Below are 20,097 nucleotides of genomic sequence, written 5' to 3'. Positions count from 1 at the left end.
CTTATATTTACTCTTTATCTTTATTTTTATCTTTATCTTTGCCTTTGCCTTTGCTTTTATCTTTATCTTTGTTTGTAGTCTCAGCCCGTCGCGAGGTGTTTAGCGCTCGGGCTTTTTTGTGCTTCCCTGCACAGGGAAGGGGTATCAGAGCGGAAAGTTTACGGCCGCCTTTGAAATCGTGTTCCACCCGTAGGGTAAATTCAAGGAACACGATTTCAACAGCGGTGTAGCCTGATACCCGTTCCCCTGATACCCGTTCCCCCAAATCTTTTATCTCCGCTTAAATTGTTTTTAATGTGACCTTAAGGTTCACAGTACAAAATAAGAACAAGAAAACAAATACTCCTTGTCAGACAGACAGGGTGCGGGAGGAAAGAAAACATGGACGATAACAAAAATGAGTTTAATCGTGACAATGAGCCGGCACCGGATCGGGAATGGGATAACAACAATGAAAGCAACAAAAACCAGTCTACCGAATCAGGATCATCATACTACTATTCTTACGGACCTTTTAAATCTTTGAATAAAGATGAACTGAATACAGAGGGTACGGAGCATTACAATCGGCGGGAGCCAGAGCGCGTGGAAATTACACCGCCGCAATCGGTTAATCCACTTCCCTATAGTACTTCACTTCGCACAACAGGATATGATAACAATGGCGGCGGACGTAACGGAAATGGTGGGAATGGAGCGGACGGAGGGGGAGGCTGGCAATACAAAGGCAAACCTAAAAGTTCGGTGAAAACAGTGCTGATTTCTTTCCTGGCTGGGATGATCGTTCTATCCAGTTCTATGTTTATGGCAGACCGCGGCAATTGGTTTACGGACAATTCAGCAACAGCGGTTGCAGTAACGAATGCATCAGCTAAAGCGCCTAACGAGAGTGCAAGTGTTACACCTTCAACCACTACCACATCGTTGGTGAATGGAACAGGCGATGTATCAAATGTGGTAGATGGAGTAGGGCCAGCAGTAGTTAAGATTGAGACGCTTGTTAACTCCAGCACCCGCAGTGGAAGTCAAACCAGTCCGAATTCGACAGATCCATTCTCACAATTTTTCTTCGGGGATCAGTTCGGTGGAAGCGATTCTCAACAATCTGAACCGGATGCAGGTTCTCAGTCAGAATCAGGATCAGGATCAGGATCAGGATCAGCAACACAACTTGTTCCTTATGGAATTGGCACAGGCTTCATCTATGATAAAGCCGGATATATTTTGACTAACCAGCACGTAATTGATAAAGCAGATGTGATTCAAGTTACGCTGGAAGGCAACAGCAAGCCTTATGAAGCTAAACTTCTCGGCTCTAGCAAAGATCTCGATCTGGCCGTCCTGAAGATTGAAGGGGACAATAACTTCCCTGTAGTGGCACTGGGTAATTCCGACACGTTAAAGGTTGGCTCGGAAGTAGTAGCTATTGGTAATCCTCAAGGGTTTGATCATACGGTTACAGCCGGTGTACTTAGCGCCAAAGGACGCAGCATTGATATTAATGAAGAAGATGGCAGTGGAACACGCAATTATAAAGATTTGCTGCAGACCGATGCTTCTATTAACCCTGGTAATTCCGGTGGACCTTTGCTCAATATGAACGGTGAAGTCATTGGAATGAACGTGGCTGTAAGTACAGATTCTCAAGGAATAGGCTTCGCTATCGCGGTCAATACCATTAAAGAGGTTGTTGACAAGCTGGAAGCGAACCAAGCCATTCCGAAAGAACCTGTTCCTTTCATCGGAGCCTCACTAATGACAATTACGGATGAAGTTGCCAAGCAAATGGGAACTGAGATTAAAGAAGGTTCTGTGGTAGCCGAGATTATTTATAAATCGCCTGCCTATACCGCAGACTTACGCCCATACGATATTATTACAGGCGTTAATGGAACGAAATATGCAACGAGTCAAGATCTGATTACCTTCATTCAAACGTTAAAAGTTGGTGATAAAGCCACATTGAATGTAGTGCGCGATGGCAAAACACTGGATCTACAAGTTACAATCGGCAACAAAAATGATTTTGATACTACCAAAACTCAGCAGCAGTAAATATTGAATCGGTGAATTGAAGAGCGGGAGGGGGAACCCTTCCGCTTTTGCTACAAAGATAAGGATTTATATGTTTCACACATTAAATTATCCTTATATTTCTCGAAGAAACGGGTGCCGTCCATATAAAGGACGGCAAAGCCGTTTCTTCTTGATTGGATGCCAATCCATTCATTCACTGATACAATATAAATAAAAAGAGAACAATGGGGGCTGCTTGATGCGACCGAGTATTTTAATTATTGATGATGACGAGAAAATTATTTCCATGCTGCGCCGTGGCCTGGCCTTTGAAGGATACGATGTAAAGTCAGCAGTAAATGGGGCTGACGGATTGCGTGCCGTACTGGCCAGTGATCCCGATGTAGTTATTCTAGATGTGATGATGCCGCAAGTGGACGGCTTTGAAGTCGTTAGACGTCTACGGGAGGGTGGCAGTAGTGTACCCGTCCTCATGCTTACGGCTAAAGATGAGATAGAACACCGTGTGAAGGGACTTGATATGGGTGCAGATGACTATTTAGTAAAGCCGTTTGCATTGGAGGAACTGTTAGCACGTGTGCGCGCACTGCTTCGACGCAAGAGCGAGCAGGGTGGAGGCGGAGAACAGGCTGTCTCTTACGAGGATATTACGCTGGATGTGGATTCACGGGAAGTGATCCGCAATGGCAAACGGCTGGAGCTAACGGCTAAGGAATTTGAGTTGCTGCATTTGTTTATGCAGAATCCGAAGCGGGTATTGTCCCGTGACCTGATTATGGATAAGATTTGGGGCTATGATTATAGCGGTGAATCCAATGTGTTGGAAGTTTATATCGCCATGCTGCGCCAGAAGACGGAAGAGCATGGAGGCAAACGCTTGATTCAGACGATCCGGGGAGCCGGGTACATTCTAAGAGGTGACAATTAATATGTCCATAAGGTTGCGGCTGGCTGCTTGGTATTCAGGAATTCTAGCCGTTATGCTGCTGGCCTTATCAGCCGCAATTTACGGTTTTGTATACATTAATACTTATGGAGATTTAAAGGATCGTGTACAAAACCAGGCAGAACAATTGCAGCGTGGTTTTAGCTTCACAATTAATATCAGCGGTGAACTGGATATGAACGCGTACAGCCGGCCAGAGGACTCCAACCTGTATATGCAGATTTTTATTTATGATAGTAACCTATTGAAACAATCACTTAATATGGCGAATATTGGAATTAAGTTCGACTTTCCAGAGCGTGATAAAATTACGCAGGGATTTCGTAATGTTTTTATCGATGGGAACCATTTTCTAATCTACGAAAGACCTATTTCTTTGGAAAATTATAATAATAATCCTGCTGCCGTTCTGCAGGTTGCTGCCTATGTGGGAGAGCAGGACAAGCTTATGGAAAGATTAAAAAACATTCTGCTTGTCGGTTCCTTCGCGACCTTAATCGCGGCTTTTACCTTCGGTCTTTTCTTGGCCCGTAAGGCAATGAGTCCGATTGGTAAGGTTATTGATGCCGCTAACGGTATTCAGACAGGAACTGATCTTAGCTCTCGTATTGAATACGATGGACCACCAGATGAGATCGGACGTCTTATTGCAACTGTGAACAGTATGCTTGGGCGGATGGAGGGCTTTTATAAAGAGCTTGAGGATTCTTATGCCGCACAGCGTCGCTTCGTTTCGGATGCGTCACATGAACTGCGTACTCCTCTGACCACGATCCGTGGCAATATTGATCTGCTGCAAAAAGTATGGGCGCTGGAACCGGGGGAAAATCCGGATCTGGACGATGCTGCCATCCGGCAGATGTCACTTGAGTCCGTGAGTGATATTGCTGATGAAGCCAAAAGAATGAGTCGTCTCGTTGCAGATATGCTCTCTCTGGCCCGTGCCGATACTGGGCGTACCTTCGACATAGAGCCGGTAGCACTGGAACCGATGATGACTGAGGTGGCTCGTAGAGCCTCATTCCTGCCCCGCCAAGCGGAGTGGATTGCCGGAGATATGTCAGCCTTGAATGGCAAATATATTGTCGGCAACAAAGATTACTTGCAGCAAATGCTGTTCATCTTCATTGACAATGCCTTCAAATACACACCTTCGGGCGAAGTTTCACTGGATACGGTGTTCTACCAGAGTCAAGTGGGTATCCGTATTGTTGATACGGGCATTGGGATGGATAAAGATGAGGTGCCGCATATTTTTGATCGTTTCTACCGTGCAGATGAATCTCGTGGAATTACGGAAGGGATTGGTCTCGGTCTGTCGATCGCAAAATGGATCATCGATGAACATGGCGGATCAGTTGAGGTAGTTACCCGTCAGGGTGAGGGGACTACTTTTGTGATCTGGCTGCCGCTTCTCTTTGCTCCACCGCTGGAATAGGGTATAATTAGACCATATATTACAGCAGTTAACGATGAGCAGAAAGTTGGTGAAGTCATGGAAGTTATCAAAATTTCTCCCCGGGGCTATTGCTACGGTGTTGTTGATGCCATGGTAATGGCACGGCAGGCCGCGCAAAATCTCGATCTTCCCCGGCCTATTTATATATTGGGCATGATTGTTCATAATAGTCATGTTACCAACTCGTTCGAGGACGATGGCATCATTACATTGGACGGAAACAACCGTCTTGATATACTGGATAAAGTAGATAGCGGCACCATCATATTCACGGCGCACGGAGTCTCTCCGGAGGTTCGTAAGATGGCCCGGGCTAAAGGGCTGACGACTGTAGATGCTACCTGTCCTGATGTAACGAAGACACATGATCTTATTCAGGAAAAGGTTGATGATGGTTATGAAGTCATCTATATCGGTAAGAAAGGTCACCCGGAGCCGGAGGGCGCCGTTGGCATTTCGCCGGAGCATGTGCATCTGATTGAGAAGGAAGAAGAGATCGCAACGTTAACGATTCCTTCCTCACGAATTGTAATTACGAATCAGACTACAATGAGCCAATGGGATATTAAGCATATTATGAAAAAGCTGCTTGTGACCTTTCCTGGTGCAGAAGTGCATAATGAGATTTGCATGGCTACGCAGGTGCGTCAAGAGGCCGTGGCTGAGCAGGCGGGTCAGACGGATCTGGTTATTGTGGTGGGTGATCCGCGCAGCAATAACTCTAATCGCCTTGCCCAGGTGTCAGAAGAGATTGCCGGTGTAACGGCTTACCGTATATCAGATTTGTCTGAACTTAAGACGGAGTGGCTGCAGGGTGTCAATATCGTAGGAGTAACCTCTGGTGCTTCTACGCCTACACCGATTACGAAGGAAGTCATCAATTATCTGGAGCAATACGATCCTGCCGTTCCTGAAACATGGGAAATCAAGCGTACCGTGAATATGGCAAAGCTGCTTCCGCAGGTTAAGACTAAGAGCGCCAGCACTACGTAATGCTAATTTCTGACTACGGACTTATATTATTTGAAAAGAGTACACAAATTCCGTTAAGACGGAGCTTGTGTACTCTTTTGTTGAATGTAAGGACTCGTTACAATAAAGTGTGAAATCTGTGACGTTTAGTGAAAACAGATTGACGAATTGTCTTTTTTAAGGTAAAATTACTTTAGCGATTAAAAGCATGAAAGCTTAAAAGCATAAACGTGACATCACAAATGATTAACTATTAATTTAATCACACAAAATTACAGTATAGAAGAGGAGCTAATAATTATGATCGTTATTACATCTAATCAAACACCAGAAGAACAGGTTCAGGATATTATTGCTGTGATCGAAAGAGAAGGCTTGCAGGTCCACCTTTCCCGCGGCGCAGATCATACAGTTATTGGTCTGGTAGGAGGCGTTACTCCCAAGCTTGCTGAACATCTGCGGCAAATGAAGGGTGTGCAGAATGTCGTCAAGATCTCCAAATCTTACAAGCTGGCCAGTCGTGATTTCCATCCAGAGGATACGGTCATTGATATTCGCGGCGTGAAGATCGGTGGCGAGAATCTCGTTATTATGGGTGGCCCTTGTGCCGTTGAATCTCCGGAGCAAATTAATGAAATTGCCCGCCTTGTCAAAGCTTCTGGCGCTCAAGTACTGCGCGGAGGTGCCTTTAAACCCCGGACGGGTCCTTATAGCTTCCAAGGAGTCGGTGTTGAAGGTCTGACTATGATGGCAGAAGCCGGAAAACGCCATGGACTCCTGACCATTACTGAAGTTATGACACCAGAGTACGTTGATATCTGTGCTGAGCATGCTGATATTCTGCAAGTAGGCACACGCAATATGCAGAACTTTGATTTGTTGCGTAAACTGGGCACTTGTGGTCGTCCAGTGCTCCTTAAACGCGGCTTCAGCGCCACCTATGATGAACTGCTGAATGCAGCTGAGTACATTCTTGCAGGAGGAAACCGTGATGTAATGCTCTGTGAGCGCGGTATCCGCACCTTTGAGACTTACACACGTAACACGTTGGATCTGACTGCAATTCCTGTACTGCAGAGTCTGAGTCACCTTCCGGTTATTTCCGACCCGAGTCATGGCACCGGACGTCGTGAACTGGTTGCTCCGATGTCCAAAGCTTCGGTTGCTGCTGGGGCAAATGGACTCATTATTGAGATGCACACAGATCCCGATAATTCCATGACAGGCGATGGTGTTCAATCCTTATTCCCTGATCAGTTCGACGCTCTGCTGAGAGATCTCGAGAAGCTTGCTCCGCTCGTTGGACGTAAGTTCTCCAATTCGCCTGAGGCTGTTTCAGTAGTCTAATTCCTGACACTAGTTATGCTTACTAGGTCCCCTTTTCCCGCTTAAGGGCAGGGAAAGGGGGCCTTTTGTGTTATTGGACAAGCAAAGGATGATAGGTGGACAACCTAATCAAATAAATTTCACCAAAGCGTCAGAATAACTTACATTGGAATAAGAAATACCTGACATAAGCATTGACGATGTTAGGTTTGAGATTTATAATGACGACAGCAAAAAAAATTAAAACAAGAACATTTGCATACTGTGAACGGCCTAATGTTCGGAATTCGGGGAGGAAAAATTCATGTCGGTTGAAAAAGTGTTGCAAACGATTAAAGAGAACAATATCGAGTGGGTTGATTTTCGTTTTGTAGATTTAGGTGGACGTGCTCACCACATTTCCTTGCCTGCTACTGAAGTAGAAGAAGAGACATTTGTAAATGGTGTAGCTTTTGACGGATCTTCCATTACAGGTTTTCGTGGGATTGAAGAATCCGACATGGTTATGATGCCGGATCCAAGTACTACATACATCGATCCTTTTACAGCTCACCCAACACTCAACATCATGTGCGACATTTTCACTCCTGATGGCGAACGTTACGAGCGCGATCCTCGCGGTATCGCAGTAAAAGCCGAAGAGTTCCTGCAAGCAAGCGGAGTGGGAACAGCAGCATTCTTCGCACCTGAGTCTGAGTTCTTTATCTTTGACGATGTGCGTTACGAGAGCGGAATGAATAGTTCTTCATACTTCGTGGATTCCGAAGAAGCTGTATGGAACACTAATCGTAAAGACGAAGGCGGCAACCTTGCATTTAAAGTTGGCGTTAAGGGTGGCTATGTTCCTGTAGCACCGGTGGATTCCCAACAGGATATTCGCAGTGAAATGTGTCGTTTGCTTGCTGAAGCGGGACTGCGCATTGAACGTCATCATCATGAAGTAGCAACTGCTGGTCAGGCAGAAATCAACTTCCGGTTTGATACCCTGAAGAAAACAGCAGATAACCTTCTTACTTACAAATACATTGTACAAAACACTGCACGCCAGTACGGCAAAGTAGCAACATTCATGCCAAAACCACTGTTCGGCGATAACGGTAGCGGAATGCATGTACATCAATCGATCTTTAATGGCGATGAGCCTTTGTTCTATGAAAAAGGCGCTTATGCTAACCTGAGCGAAATGGCTTTGCATTACATCGGCGGTATCCTATATCATGCTCCAGCATTGATTGCCTTGACTAACCCAAGTACCAACTCGTTCAAACGTCTGGTTCCTGGTTATGAAGCACCAGTTAACTTGGTTTACTCCAAAGGTAACCGTTCTGCTGCAGTTCGTATCCCAGTTGCGGCTGTGACACCTAAAGGTTGTCGTATCGAATTCCGCACACCTGACTCCACAGCTAACCCTTACCTGGCATTCTCGGCAATGCTGATGGCTGGTCTGGATGGTATCAAGAACAAGATGAACCCTGAAGAATTGGGTTATGGTCCTTATGACAAGAATATTTATGAATTGTCCGACGCAGACAAAGAGAAGATCCGCAGCGTTCCAGGAACTTTGGACGAAGCCCTTGACTCTTTGGAAGCTGACCACGGTTTCCTGTTAGAAGGCGACGTGTTCACTGAAGACTTTATTGCTAACTATGTTGCACTGAAACGTTCCGAAGCTCAAGAGGTTGCCATTCGTGTTCATCCACATGAATACTCCCTGTATTTTGATGTATAAGATTGCTGCCTAAATAAAAATTATCTTCATAATGAAGCCCTCAGGATTTAACCTGGGGGCTTTTTGTTATTTCAAGAACGGAAAACAGAGGGAACGGGGGCTAAAGAGGATGGAGAAAGAAGACGAGTAATCAAATGAGCGTCAGAAGGGCTTAACGCTACGCCTATGCCTTCACAGCGGCGCAGTGGTACTTATTCAAAGTGGACCTACAAGCTCCTCACAGAGGCTTCACAGTCCTCTCAGCATATGCTGCAGTTCCAGTATTGGGAAAGAGATCGGGGAATCTATGGATGGGCCTATTTGGAAGAGTGTTTGTGCAAAGGGATAAGCTACTAAAAGCAAGTTGTTTACCAACTATTTTGTCTGTTAGCGAGGAAAAAGCAGCCGATAATAACGGCTGCCTTCAATAGGATGGTTTATACCCTGGAACGATCACACTAGAGGTTGTTGAATCAATGTTGCGAAATTGAATTGATGCTTATGGCCATCATTCAATGTTGTGCTACCAGCGACGAAGTGGACATGCTTACCATTTCCAACCGGAATTGCTGGTCCAGTTCTAATTCTTTTTAGATTATGAAAATGGTTTAGGAAATCGGTGTGCGTAAGGTCGATTTCATGTACATGACTTCTCCCGGATGGAATGACTTGCCCGGTAACCCCTGCAAAACGGTGATTGTGACGATCGGCACCTTGTTCCGCTAATTTAGTGCTACCTTCAAATTCATGCAGGTGTGTCTGTGGTTGTCTGAGTTTCCCTTTGCTGTTCAGCTTAAGGTTTCTATTGATCATATAAACAGTCCCTTCCTAAACAAATGGGCATGCGGAGCTACTGGCTACAACGTCAGTATAAGTATCTTGATCTTTGTCCAGTAAGGGATAATGGCCTGTTTGTAAGGAGTTATTCGGAAATCGCTCAAATCTATCTATCTTTTTGAAGGATCTGTATCCGAAACATTTAATAATTATTAGTGATTTGGAATTATTAAATAATTAAATCTTTACATAAATCGAAAATGTTCGATAGATTAGGTAATATCACCCTCCCTTCATAGAGGATTCTCTTGAAAAAGTGATGGAATGAAGCAGCTGGAGGCAATGAAAATGATGTGAACGGAGTAACAATTAAATTACCGAAATTATTTTCGTTGATTTAATTATTTTCACTGAATAAATTGTTAGATGAATGGATTTCAAAAAAAGGGTTATGAAAGTGAATATTTTAGCCGGTTTTCTTCTGAAACTATACGCAAAAGACACTTTACAAAGATAAATATCGATGTAATAATTAAAATTAACGAAACCGGTTTCTGTAATTAGGACTAAATATTATCTTTAATTAGAATTATTAACGTGTTTCGTAAAGGGTTAGCCTCTTTTTAACGAAAAGTTCCGAAACATTAGTATTATCTGCGATTTAGATTGTAAACAGGAGAGGGAGAGTGTTATGGATCAAACTAATAAACAAACATGGAGTTTTACTGGTACGAACGGGGATTTCAAGCTACCGCAGCCGGACCGCAACAGCTATTTGTATTTTCCACTAGTGAATGAAGGAGGGATGATGTCCTCAGTCAGCCCTAAGCTTCATGGCCAGGCCGCTTCTGGACATAATACGTTTCTGACTCCGCCGTTGTCGGTGGAGGATTTGCATAATTCCCGCGCTTCCCGCAATTTTTGGGTGTACATTGAGGGAAAGGGAGCATGGTCGGCTGCTGGAAACTCGGCCAAGCAAAATGCTGATTTCTATACGGATAGTGCGGATGATGCGATGCTTGAGGCCGGATTTCTGTGGCATAAGGTGACTCGCAGCAGTGCTGACTTTGGGATTACTGCAGAAATAACCAGCTACGTACCCGTTGGAAACGATAAGGTCGAGTTGATGAGGGTTACTCTAACGAACACAGGTGGAGAGGAACTCACCCTAACACCGACAGCAGCCGTTCCTCTCTTTGCCCGTTCGGCCGACGATTTGCGGGATCACCGCCATGTTACATCACTACTGAACCGGATCTATACTTCAGCGCATGGCGTGGAGGTACAGCCTGCACTTTCCTTTGATGAGCGGGGGCACAGGATTAATCATACCTCTTATGGGGTATTTGGAGCTGAAGGCAGCGGTAATGAACCCCTTGGTTTTTTTCCGGTACAGGAGGATTTTATTGGGGAAGGCGGAAGCCTGGATTGGCCTGAAGCTGTAGTGCTGAACAGAGCGCCGGAGTCCGGCAAGGGTGGCGGAATGCATAGAGAAGGATACGAGGCACTTGGCGGTATTCGTTTCCGAACGATCACCTTACAGCCTGGTGCCAGTATTTCTTATGTAATTGTGCTGGCGATGGACAGCCAAAGAATAGATGTTGCTGCACTGATGAACAAATATGGCAATACGGCAGCGTTTGAGCTTTTATTAGCGGAGAATAAAGCACTCTGGGCGGACAAAGTAAATACAGTTGAATTTCATACCGGCGACCCGTCGGCAGATCAATGGATGAAATGGGTGACACTGCAGCCAGTGCTTAGAAGGCTGTATGGCAACTCGTTCCTTCCTTATCACGATTATGGCCGGGGTGGACGCGGCTGGCGGGATCTGTGGCAGGATTGTCTGGCACTGCTTATTATGGAACCGGCAGAAGTGCGCAGCCTTTTGCTAAATAATTATGCGGGTGTAAGATTTGACGGGAGTAACGCAACAATCATTGGCCAAGAGCCAGGTGAGTTCATTGCCGACCGCAACAATATTCCACGTGTATGGATGGATCACGGAGCATGGCCATTTTTGACGACGAAGCTTTACCTGGATCAGAGCGGCGATCTGGAGTTCCTGCTGCAGGAGCAGTGCTATTTCCGCGATAGCTTTATGAGCCGTTGCAAGGAGCGTGACACTTCCTGGAATGAAGCCGCAGGCCCTTATCTCAGAACCAGTGCCGGAGAAGTATACAAAGGAACCATTCTGGAGCATATTCTGCTGCAGAATCTGATACCATTCTTCAATGTGGGTGAGCATAACAATATTCTGCTTGAGGGTGCCGACTGGAATGACGGGCTGGATATGGCGGCAGACCGAGGTGAAAGTGTAACCTTCACATCCTTCTACGCTAGCAATCTACTTGATATTTCACGGTTACTTCGCACGGTTAAAGAACTTAAAGGCTATGAAACGCTTGAACTGGCAGAGGAAATGCTGCAACTGTTTGATTCTCTTGGCATGAGTGTTGATTATAATTCCGTATCCGCTAAGCAGGAACAGCTGAACCGCTTCTATGCAGCCGCACCGAACAAGGTTAGCGGTATCCGGGTTGTTCTTGGCATGGATGAGGTTGCTGATGATCTGGAACGTAAAGCGGAGTGGATCTTCGAGCATTTACGCCGTAATGAATGGGTGCAAAGTGAACAGGGTGACGGCTGGTTTAATGGCTATTATAATAACGATGGAGAGCAGGTTGAGGGCGAATTCACAGAAGGCGTTCGTATGACGCTTACGGGTCAGGTATTTCCACTTCTGGGTCATGCCGCAGCACCGGAACAGATTCCACATATCATCGCAGCAGTGGACCGTAATCTGTTGGATGATAGAATAGGCTACAGACTCAATACCCGTTTCGGAGGCATACAGCAGAATTTAGGTCGCGCCTTTGGCTTTGCTTTTGGCCATAAAGAGAACGGTGCGATGTTCAGCCATATGACTATTATGTATGGAAATGCTCTATATAAACGTGGCTATGTAAACGAAGGGCGCAAGGTGTTGGAGTCACTGTACAATCTGAGTGCTGATTTTGAGACTAGCCGCATGTATCCGGGCATTCCCGAATATATCAATGAGCAGGGCAGAGGGATGTATACGTATCTGACAGGCTCGGCAAGCTGGCTCCTGCTTACTATGGTCACAGAGGTATTTGGTGTTAAAGGCCGGTTAGGCGATCTGCTCCTGGAACCGAAGCTGGTCAAAGAGCAGTTCGACGCAGAAGGCAAAGCCTCGATAAAGACGATCTTTGCAGAACGTGAGCTGGAAGTGGTCTATACGTCCACAGGAAGCTCTGTTTACGGAGAGTACCAAATACACTCGGTTACTCTGAATGGCAGCAAGGTGACGCTTCAGCGCGTCTCAGAAGGGGTTCTTATTCCAAGAGAGCTACTGAGCGCTCTGCCGGCCGGGAAATCCCACCTTGTGCAAGTAGAATTGGCATAACAGTTATTATACTGGAAGGAGGCGTCAATAGATGAGTACCACTCTGTCAAATGGGATTCTAACAGTCAGTATTGCCGATATTGGGGCCTATAATAGAGCCCGCTTTGACTGGACAGGATTTATTACGCAGGTAACTCTGGAGCGGGGTCAGCATACTTTCTGTGTGCCGGAAAGTCTGAACCCCGGAGAAGGCAGCGGTGGCAGCGGATTATGCAATGAGTTCGGCATTTCCCGGGCAATTGGTTACGATGATGCCTCTGTAGGAGAATGGTTTCCGAAGCCAGGTGTGGGGCTGCTGCAGAAGGAGGATGATCGCCCCTATTTCTTTGCTCATGAATATACGATTAATCCGTTTATCAGCAGTTGCGAAGTTCGCCCTCAGTCCATAACTTACACAGTTCAGCCGATGGAGGTTCAAGGGTACAGTTTGCTTTTGAACAAAACTTTATCTTTGCACGAGGACAAACTGACGATTTCCTATGAGCTGTATAATAAAGGCTCGAAGCCGTTCCAGACCGAGGAGTATGTGCATAACTTTATTGGAATCGACGGAGTGCAGATTGGCAAGGATTACGAGCTGCGGCTTCCGGGATCGCTTAGTATAACAGATGCAGAATCGTCGTATACAACGGAGCTGTTGCAGTTATCAGAAGATAGCCTAAGCTTCAAGGTAGAGCCGGATAAGCCCTTTTATTGCAAGCTGGAAGTGGAGCAAGAGCGGACTGCAGACTTCAATTGGGAGCTGCTTCATAAGCCGAGCGGCACAGGCGTACGTGAAAGCGGAGATTTCTTGGTATCCAAAATAGCTTTATGGGGAGAGAAACATGTTATTTCTCCAGAAGTATTTGTGAACATCAGCCTTTTACCGCGTCAAAGCAAGCGCTGGAGCCGAACCTATCAATTTTTCACTACTTCATAAGCTCCGATCTTACCTCCTATGTGAATAATTATACTTGCTGGTGTGTAAGATTATTGCTATCATATCCATATCCATATTCACAGGAGAGAAAGGGTGGGGAGCAATTTTGAGTAAGAGAGCATACAATTTTAATGCCGGTCCAGCGGCGTTGCCGCTTGAAGTATTGGAACGTGCACAAGCAGAGTTCGTTGATTTTCGAGGTAGCGGAATGTCCATTATGGAGATGTCGCACCGCGGTGCAATATACGAATCCGTGCATAATGAAGCACAGGAACGTCTGCTTTCACTCTTAGGCAATCCGAAGGGCTATAAGGTATTGTTCATGCAAGGTGGGGCAAGTACACAGTTCGCCATGATCCCGATGAATTTCATTTCTGCTGGCCAGGTAGGTAGCTATGTGATGACAGGCAGTTGGGCGGATAAAGCATTCAAAGAAGCTAAGTTGGCTGGAGGCGCTCATGTAGCCGCTTCTTCAGCAGATAAGAAGTTTCTTGCTATACCCGAACTAAGCACTATCACTGCTGCGGACAATGCCGCATATCTGCATGTTACGTCCAATGAAACTATCGAAGGAACACAATATGCGGAATTCCCGGATTCCGGCTCCATTCCGCTGATCGCTGATATGTCCAGTGACATTCTGAGCCGTTCTTTTGATGTGAATAAATTTGGATTGATCTATGCGGGTGCACAAAAGAATCTCGGACCTTCCGGTGTAACAGTAGTGATCGCTAAGGAAGAACTGATCGCTGAATCGCCTTCTACTGTTCCGACGATTCTTCGCTACGATACCCATTACAAAAATAATTCTCTCTACAACACGCCACCATCCTACTCTATATATATGGTAAATGAAGTGTTGAAATGGATCGAAGAGCAGGGCGGACTTGCTGGGATTGAAGCTAAGAATCGCGATAAAGCGGGTCTGCTGTATAATCACATCGATGGAAGCGACGGCTTCTTCCGTGGCGTTGCTGAGTCAAGCAGCCGCTCCATAATGAATGTAACCTTCCGGATGCAATCGGAAGATCTAGAGAAGCAGTTCGTCAAGGCTGCTGAACTGGAAGGTTTTATCGGTCTTAAAGGTCACCGCAGTGTTGGGGGCTTACGGGCTTCGATCTACAATGCGGTACCGTATGAGAGCGTTAAAGCACTGTCCGACTTCATGAACCATTTCCAAAAAACACAAGGTTAATGAAACTATTGATAACCTTCCGCCTAAGGGCGGAGGGTTTTCTGTGTTATAATACTGGTTCAATTACCGGGCAGTTAAGGCCCACAGAGAGGAACATCGACATATGGCACTTCACATCGTGTTGGTCGAACCGGAAATCCCGGCGAACACCGGCAATATCTCCCGTACCTGCGCAGCAACAGGCATACATCTACATTTGGTGCATCCGCTTGGCTTCCGTACAGATGATGCAGCTTTGAAACGGGCGGGACTGGATTATTGGCATGCCGTCCACATTGAATACCATAACTCTTTCGCTGAGGTACAAGAGAAATATAGCGAAGGACGTTTTTTCTATGCAACGACCAAAGCGGAGAAACGTTATTGTGATTTCACCTTTCAGGATGGTGATTTCTTTGTATTCGGCAAGGAAACAAAGGGTTTGCCAGCAGAAATCTTGGAAGCTGGTAAGGAAACAACCATGCGCTTACCTATGAGTAATGCGGTTAGATCCCTAAATTTGTCAAATTCAGCAGCGATAATCGTCTATGAGGCGCTTCGTCAACTGGATTTTCCGGAACTTGTCTAAAAGAAGACAAAATTTTTTATTTTTCTCAGCAGGATTCGACAATTTAATAACGAAATTAATGATTAGAGCCGAATAAAGTAGTAGTTAATATAATTAGTTGAACAGGAGAGGTGTACGTTAGATATGAAACCTGCTGGTGTTGTCCGTAAAGTAGATCAGCTGGGTAGAATTGTTCTGCCTAAGTCCCTACGTAAAAGGTATCAAATGAATGAAGGCGACCCGGTTGAAATTTTGGTGCAGGGCGACCATATCATCTTAGAGCGTTACCGCCCCAAATGTGTCTTTTGTGGATCAATGGAGGGTGTAAGTGACTATAAAGATCGTTTTATTTGTTCACAATGCCTTACTGAAATGACACAGCTGCCAAGACACGCCTAAGCTCTATAGGTTTGCCCGAAGTAATGTTTAGCTAATGATGAAAGAGCGCCGCACTGATGTGTGGTGCTTTTTCTTATACTAAGCCAAAAAGGCCCTGCAACCATATGGTTACAGGGACATCTTAGTCTTAAAGGCCCTTAGTCTTGTCATCATTGTAAGATGAGGTAAGGATCCCGGCCAGAAATAATACAAATACAAAGGTAACGATCCAAAAGGTCAATGAGAACGTCATGTTAGGCACCTCCAGAAATGGATGTATTCGTTATCATGATTATAACCTGCGTCCCCTTAAAAATATACGAAAATGTGATGTAACGCATAGACAGCACTGGATAATCATTCGGAGAATAGGAAGTTGGTAGGTACGCGCCGAAGATTGCCATCGGATGGCTTATTAATTACTTTTCCGTTAAAAATCAGGGACGAAGAGCCGCCACCATCCAGATTATAAGCATCGCTTACACCCATGGTGTACAGTTTGTCTTGAATCTCCTTCAAGGTCGCTCCTGAGCTGCCGTATTCATTGTAGCCATCCGCTACTAGAACTAACAGTTGATCATCTTTGTATTTACCCATTACGGTGCGTGGTGCACGCAGTGGAGTCAAATTCCATTTCTCCGGTATAGGCACCTTACTATTATTCTGCAACAGAACAGGCACAAAGGTAGCACCGAATTTCGGTTCAAGTTGATCCAGCTGTGTTCGACTGTAGAATTTGCCACCGATTAATTGACCCGCTTTGTTAAGACCCACAAAGCTGAGATCCTTGTAGCTTGGCTGAAACCCGTTCAAATACTGGCCTCCAACAACAGTGGTGCTCAGTGGGTAACGTTGGCCTGCTTTGTCCGCAAACCCTCCGGCGTTAATTCCGGCGACAGCTCCATAACGATTTACAGCCTGCATCGTAGTCTCAGCTCCACCGGAGCTTGACTCGGCAAGGCTCATTGTCATCGCAGTCGCATCTTTTAACTTGATCTTTAGTGCATAGGCTTTATAGTTTCCGGGATTCAGCCGGTATAGTTCTATTGTGATACGATCGCTGCTAATGACTTCGGATGGAATCCCGAGCTTGGCCGTAATCCGGTTGTTATAGATTCGTTCCGGTCGGCTATTCTGGGCTTTGGCTGTACTTACCAATGCATTCATTGCAGTAGTAGTTTCTTTATAAAGCTTGGCGCTGGCACTTACAGAATCGATGGTATAAGAAGCCGCTTTTTGGGCCAGAGTCAGTTCCTTCTGAAGTACAGCCGTTTCCTGAACAGGTCCATCAATAGGGGAGAACTGTCCTACATCAAGATTCAGCTGCAGCGGCGGCTGATACCACCATAGACATAATAATAAGCCGAAGAAGGGAGCGGTTAGGAGCAGGAAGAAACGGTTGACTCTTTGGACTGGGGTCATCATTTGAGCAGATCCATTTTTTTCTTCAGGACATCCAGTTGCTTGCGAACTTCGCTTAATTGGGTATAGAGTTTGTTGCTGTTGTCTGTCTTGGCGCTTGCATTATCTTTAGTGAAGGTTAGCAGTTCATTAAAGCTCTGCACCGTATCCTGCAAATCCTTCACTTCACTAGAGAGCACGGAAATTTTCGCTTCATAATCAGACTTCAAAACGGTAAGTTGCTGTTGGCTTTGAGTGCTAAGCTCGCTCAGCACCTGCTGCTTCAGATGGTTGGTATAGCTGTATACAGCATAAATTCCAAATCCAATCATCATAACCCAGAACAGTAAAAACCATTTTACGGAAGGTCCGTGTCTCGCTGTAGTACGGCGCGAGTGTACCGGTGTCGATTCCGCTAGCGGTTGCATTTTATCACCTCAGGTTATTCTTTTTTTCAAGTCCTCATTCTATCAGACTTTAACTATTTTCGCAAAAATGAAAGAGAGCTCAAAAACGGGAAAAAGTAATTGCATCCTATTAAACTACTGCGATACAATTTCTATAGATGGGAATATCTGATAGGCGTATTCAAGGTAACAGAAAGAATGAATTGGACAAGACATCATACATCCTTGCATGCGTTTTAACCGAAAAACGCTGCGGCGCTTTCCATTCTGGGTAAACTACATAAATAGCAGGAGGTCTTGGCGTTAATGATGAAGGTGTGGCAGGTGGTCATAGTGGGATGTCATCCTACGAGCATGCTGGGAACAAAATTGATTTTGGAGGAAGGGGGGGAGCTTGAAGTAGTGGGGATGTATTCCACATGGGGCGAAGGCGCTTCCAACGTACGGGATAGGCAACCGGATCTAGTGCTGGCAGACTACTCTTTACCCGAAGGTACGGTAGAGAATGTGCTATTCGATATGAAAAAAAGTTCGCCAATCTCTCATTTTGTCGTCATGACCAATGAGGATGGTCGGGAGCTGCTTCAGCCGCTAATTGAGCTCGGGGCCAGCGGCATCCTGTATAAGGGTGCTTCACCCAGCCAATTGCTGCAGCTGATCCAGGGTTTGCGCGAGGGTTTCCTGTCGCTGCCACTGAATTGGCTGGAAAAGGGCTACTGGCCAATTACCTCCTCTAAAGGATTGGATGGTATTCTGAAGATGACTCAGATAGAGACGTTTATTATGGAGCGAATTGTACAAGGTATTACCTATGACAAGATCGCACTTGAAATAGAAGTGAGTCGTCGTTCCATCGATAATTATTTGCGAAAGATCTATGTAAAGCTTGACGTTTCGACGAGAGCGCAAGCCATTGAGAAGTTTGCTCTATATTCCAGACAAAATAGGAAAATCTACGCCTAGCCCTCTGACTTACGACATAATGCTGTTCGGACTGGAATATTCTTGGTACCAGGGAAAGGGGGATTTCGCATGAAATATGAGTTTTCTGCTCGCGCACATACGCTTTTATCTTCACCGCTGCTTAGTATTCGTACGCAAATGCGGAGGGGCTCATTGATATCGTTGGCTGAAGAACTGCCCGCGGAAGAACTGTTTCCATTGTCACTGCTTGCGGAAGCAGCATCTACAGTGATATCCGCCGATGCCGGGGCTCTCCAATATGGAGATCCTGAAGGGTATGCACCGCTGCGGGACTGGCTTACCGGGGACTGGCTCACAGCTAAAGGGGTAAAGGTTACTGAGGGTGGAGTTCTGCTGACAACAGGGAGTCAGCAGGCGGTTGATTTGCTGTCACGAGTGTATATTGACCCTGGAGATCGTGTGCTGGTGGAGAATCCAACCTCTCCTGGCTTTCTGCAAGCACTCCGGATGCAAGGGGCTGTAATTATCCCGGTGCAGGGCGATCGCGAAGGGCTGCTGCCGGATCATTTGCGCAGGCAGATTCAGCAGCATCGGCCGAAGATGCTGTTCGCTACGCCGAGCTTTACGAATCCAAGCGGCATTCTCTGGAGCCTGCAGAGGCGTAAGGAAGTGCTGGAGCTGTGTACCTCGTATAACGTTCTGATTGTGGAAGACGACTCCTACGGCGATCTGCATTTCCAGAGACATGGCGAGCAACCAGGCAAAAGGTACCCCTCCCTGTATGCGCTGGAAAATGTAAGCTCTGGTGGGCATGTGCTATATATCGGCTCTTTCAGCAAAACAGTCGCGCCTGCGCTGCGGACGGGCTGGGCGGCAGGCAGTCAGGAACTGATTGGCATGATGACTGCCGCCAAGCAGATGGCGGATTGGCAGTCGAGCTCACTCAATCAGCGGCTGCTGCATCATTTGCTGGACGTTTCTGCCTTCGATCTGCGTGAGCATATCGCCCTCTTAAACCGCGAATATAATACGCGGCTGAAACTGATGGCGGAGCTGCTTAAACGTCCTGCGTGGAAGAACAGCTCCTACGACATGCCAGATGGTGGCATGTTCCTCTGGGTTTCGCTGCCAGAGGGTCTTGATGCACTGGCGTTGCTAAAATGTGCACTGGGTAAAGGAGTCGCTTTTTTACCAGGACCTTTATGCAGCGTGGACGGTGGAGCGAATTACATTCGTCTTAATTTCAGTCATCCCGGCCGGGATGAGCTGCTGTTGGGCATGAATTTGATGAGCGAGGCGGTTACTGAATTCACTGCACGCAGTTGAAGGGAAAGAGAGCGTAAGCCGGAAACCGGACTGAGAAGCGCTTATTTGCTAGAAATCAGGAGATTTGGGAGTTTGACGGACTCCAGAGACGTTATCAACCAGCTTTCCTCGCAAAAGGAACTGTTTCTGCTTCAATAGTGTCTGCTGTGTCCGCATCATGCTCAGTATACCCGCTCGAAAGTGAAATAGCGTCTGTACAGTCCGCCGAACAGAGGAGAAAAGTAAAACAGCCTCGTTGTGTGTTCGATCGAATTTATTAACCAACCACTATTTTGGTCTTAAGTCATTTTTTAGAAATGCAAAGGAGACAAACAGCAAGCTTCCGAATCAATGGGAAGCTTGCTG

At 46.0% G+C, this 20,097-nt stretch carries 17 protein-coding genes; 13 read left to right on the top strand and 4 right to left on the bottom strand.

The annotated features are described in order from the left end of the window. Nucleotides 1-7 precede the first annotated feature (7 nt). Nucleotides 8-265 (bottom strand): hypothetical protein, encoded by a 258-nt coding sequence (locus H1230_RS23650; RefSeq protein ID WP_239712306.1) that lies wholly within the window; start codon nucleotides 263-265, stop codon nucleotides 8-10. A 116-nt stretch (nucleotides 266-381) separates the two neighbouring features. Here H1230_RS23650 and H1230_RS23645 point away from each other — a divergent pair, with 116 nt between their 5' ends. The 6 genes from H1230_RS23645 (at nucleotide 382) to glnA (ending at nucleotide 8,469) form a co-directional block, all read left to right on the top strand. Then, on the top strand, nucleotides 382-2,055 hold the full coding sequence (locus tag H1230_RS23645; RefSeq protein WP_239712305.1) for a S1C family serine protease: 1,674 nt from the start codon (nucleotides 382-384) through the stop codon (nucleotides 2,053-2,055). Nucleotides 2,056-2,275: 220 nt separating this feature from the next. Next, a complete protein-coding gene (locus H1230_RS23640; protein WP_239712304.1) occupies nucleotides 2,276-2,965 on the top strand; it encodes a response regulator transcription factor in 690 nt (229 codons plus the stop codon). A gap of 1 nt (nucleotide 2,966) precedes the next feature. Next, a complete protein-coding gene (locus H1230_RS23635) occupies nucleotides 2,967-4,421 on the top strand; it encodes a sensor histidine kinase (protein ID WP_239712303.1) in 1,455 nt (484 codons plus the stop codon). 57 nt (nucleotides 4,422-4,478) lie between these two features. Continuing rightward, on the top strand, nucleotides 4,479-5,435 hold the full coding sequence (locus tag H1230_RS23630; protein ID WP_239712302.1) for a 4-hydroxy-3-methylbut-2-enyl diphosphate reductase: 957 nt from the start codon (nucleotides 4,479-4,481) through the stop codon (nucleotides 5,433-5,435). A gap of 279 nt (nucleotides 5,436-5,714) precedes the next feature. After that, a complete protein-coding gene (aroF, locus tag H1230_RS23625) occupies nucleotides 5,715-6,761 on the top strand; it encodes a 3-deoxy-7-phosphoheptulonate synthase (protein WP_239712301.1) in 1,047 nt (348 codons plus the stop codon). 283 nt (nucleotides 6,762-7,044) lie between these two features. Next, nucleotides 7,045-8,469 carry a type I glutamate--ammonia ligase gene (gene glnA / locus H1230_RS23620; RefSeq protein WP_239712300.1) on the top strand — a complete coding sequence of 475 codons (1,425 nt, stop codon included), beginning with the start codon at nucleotides 7,045-7,047 and terminating at the stop codon, nucleotides 8,467-8,469. A gap of 432 nt (nucleotides 8,470-8,901) precedes the next feature. On the opposite strand, the gene H1230_RS23615 is transcribed toward glnA, so the two are convergent. After that, entirely contained in the window at nucleotides 8,902-9,261 is a 360-nt protein-coding gene (locus tag H1230_RS23615; RefSeq protein ID WP_239712299.1) for a YmaF family protein, read from the bottom strand. 655 nt (nucleotides 9,262-9,916) lie between these two features. Here H1230_RS23615 and H1230_RS23610 point away from each other — a divergent pair. The 5 genes from H1230_RS23610 (at nucleotide 9,917) to H1230_RS23590 (ending at nucleotide 15,715) form a co-directional block, all read left to right on the top strand. After that, nucleotides 9,917-12,655, top strand: coding sequence for a GH36-type glycosyl hydrolase domain-containing protein (locus H1230_RS23610; RefSeq protein WP_239712298.1), 2,739 nt, complete (start codon nucleotides 9,917-9,919; stop codon nucleotides 12,653-12,655). A gap of 31 nt (nucleotides 12,656-12,686) precedes the next feature. After that, a complete protein-coding gene (locus H1230_RS23605; protein ID WP_239712297.1) occupies nucleotides 12,687-13,574 on the top strand; it encodes a hypothetical protein in 888 nt (295 codons plus the stop codon). 103 nt (nucleotides 13,575-13,677) lie between these two features. Further along, nucleotides 13,678-14,769 carry a 3-phosphoserine/phosphohydroxythreonine transaminase gene (gene serC / locus H1230_RS23600; RefSeq protein ID WP_239717520.1) on the top strand — a complete coding sequence of 364 codons (1,092 nt, stop codon included), beginning with the start codon at nucleotides 13,678-13,680 and terminating at the stop codon, nucleotides 14,767-14,769. A 103-nt stretch (nucleotides 14,770-14,872) separates the two neighbouring features. Continuing rightward, the gene (gene trmL, locus H1230_RS23595) at nucleotides 14,873-15,337 is read left to right on the top strand and encodes a tRNA (uridine(34)/cytosine(34)/5-carboxymethylaminomethyluridine(34)-2'-O)-methyltransferase TrmL (protein ID WP_239712296.1); all 465 of its coding nucleotides are present in this window, start codon (nucleotides 14,873-14,875) and stop codon (nucleotides 15,335-15,337) included. Nucleotides 15,338-15,460: 123 nt separating this feature from the next. Further along, nucleotides 15,461-15,715: an AbrB/MazE/SpoVT family DNA-binding domain-containing protein gene (locus H1230_RS23590; RefSeq protein ID WP_239712295.1), complete on the top strand. Its 255-nt coding sequence runs from the start codon at nucleotides 15,461-15,463 to the stop codon at nucleotides 15,713-15,715. Between the two features lie 336 nt (nucleotides 15,716-16,051). Here the strand turns inward: H1230_RS23590 and H1230_RS23585 are convergent, their stop codons facing one another. Together H1230_RS23585 and H1230_RS23580 are read right to left on the bottom strand one after the other, a co-directional pair. Beyond that, nucleotides 16,052-17,119, bottom strand: coding sequence for a phosphodiester glycosidase family protein (locus tag H1230_RS23585; RefSeq protein WP_239712294.1), 1,068 nt, complete (start codon nucleotides 17,117-17,119; stop codon nucleotides 16,052-16,054). After that, on the bottom strand, nucleotides 17,116-17,523 hold the full coding sequence (locus tag H1230_RS23580; protein WP_239712293.1) for a hypothetical protein: 408 nt from the start codon (nucleotides 17,521-17,523) through the stop codon (nucleotides 17,116-17,118). Before H1230_RS23580 ends, H1230_RS23585 begins: the two co-directional genes overlap by 4 nt. A 285-nt stretch (nucleotides 17,524-17,808) precedes the next feature. On the opposite strand from H1230_RS23580, the gene H1230_RS23575 reads away from it, so the two are divergent. After that, the gene (locus H1230_RS23575) at nucleotides 17,809-18,465 is read left to right on the top strand and encodes a DNA-binding response regulator (protein ID WP_239712292.1); all 657 of its coding nucleotides are present in this window, start codon (nucleotides 17,809-17,811) and stop codon (nucleotides 18,463-18,465) included. Between the two features lie 69 nt (nucleotides 18,466-18,534). Next, nucleotides 18,535-19,752 carry an aminotransferase-like domain-containing protein gene (locus tag H1230_RS23570; protein WP_239712291.1) on the top strand — a complete coding sequence of 406 codons (1,218 nt, stop codon included), beginning with the start codon at nucleotides 18,535-18,537 and terminating at the stop codon, nucleotides 19,750-19,752. Nucleotides 19,753-20,097: the final 345 nt, after the last annotated feature.

It is taken from the genome of Paenibacillus sp. 19GGS1-52 (assembly GCF_022369515.1).
GTDB lineage: Bacteria > Bacillota > Bacilli > Paenibacillales > Paenibacillaceae > Paenibacillus_AQ.
This window is presented reverse-complemented; position numbering and strand designations above follow the sequence as displayed.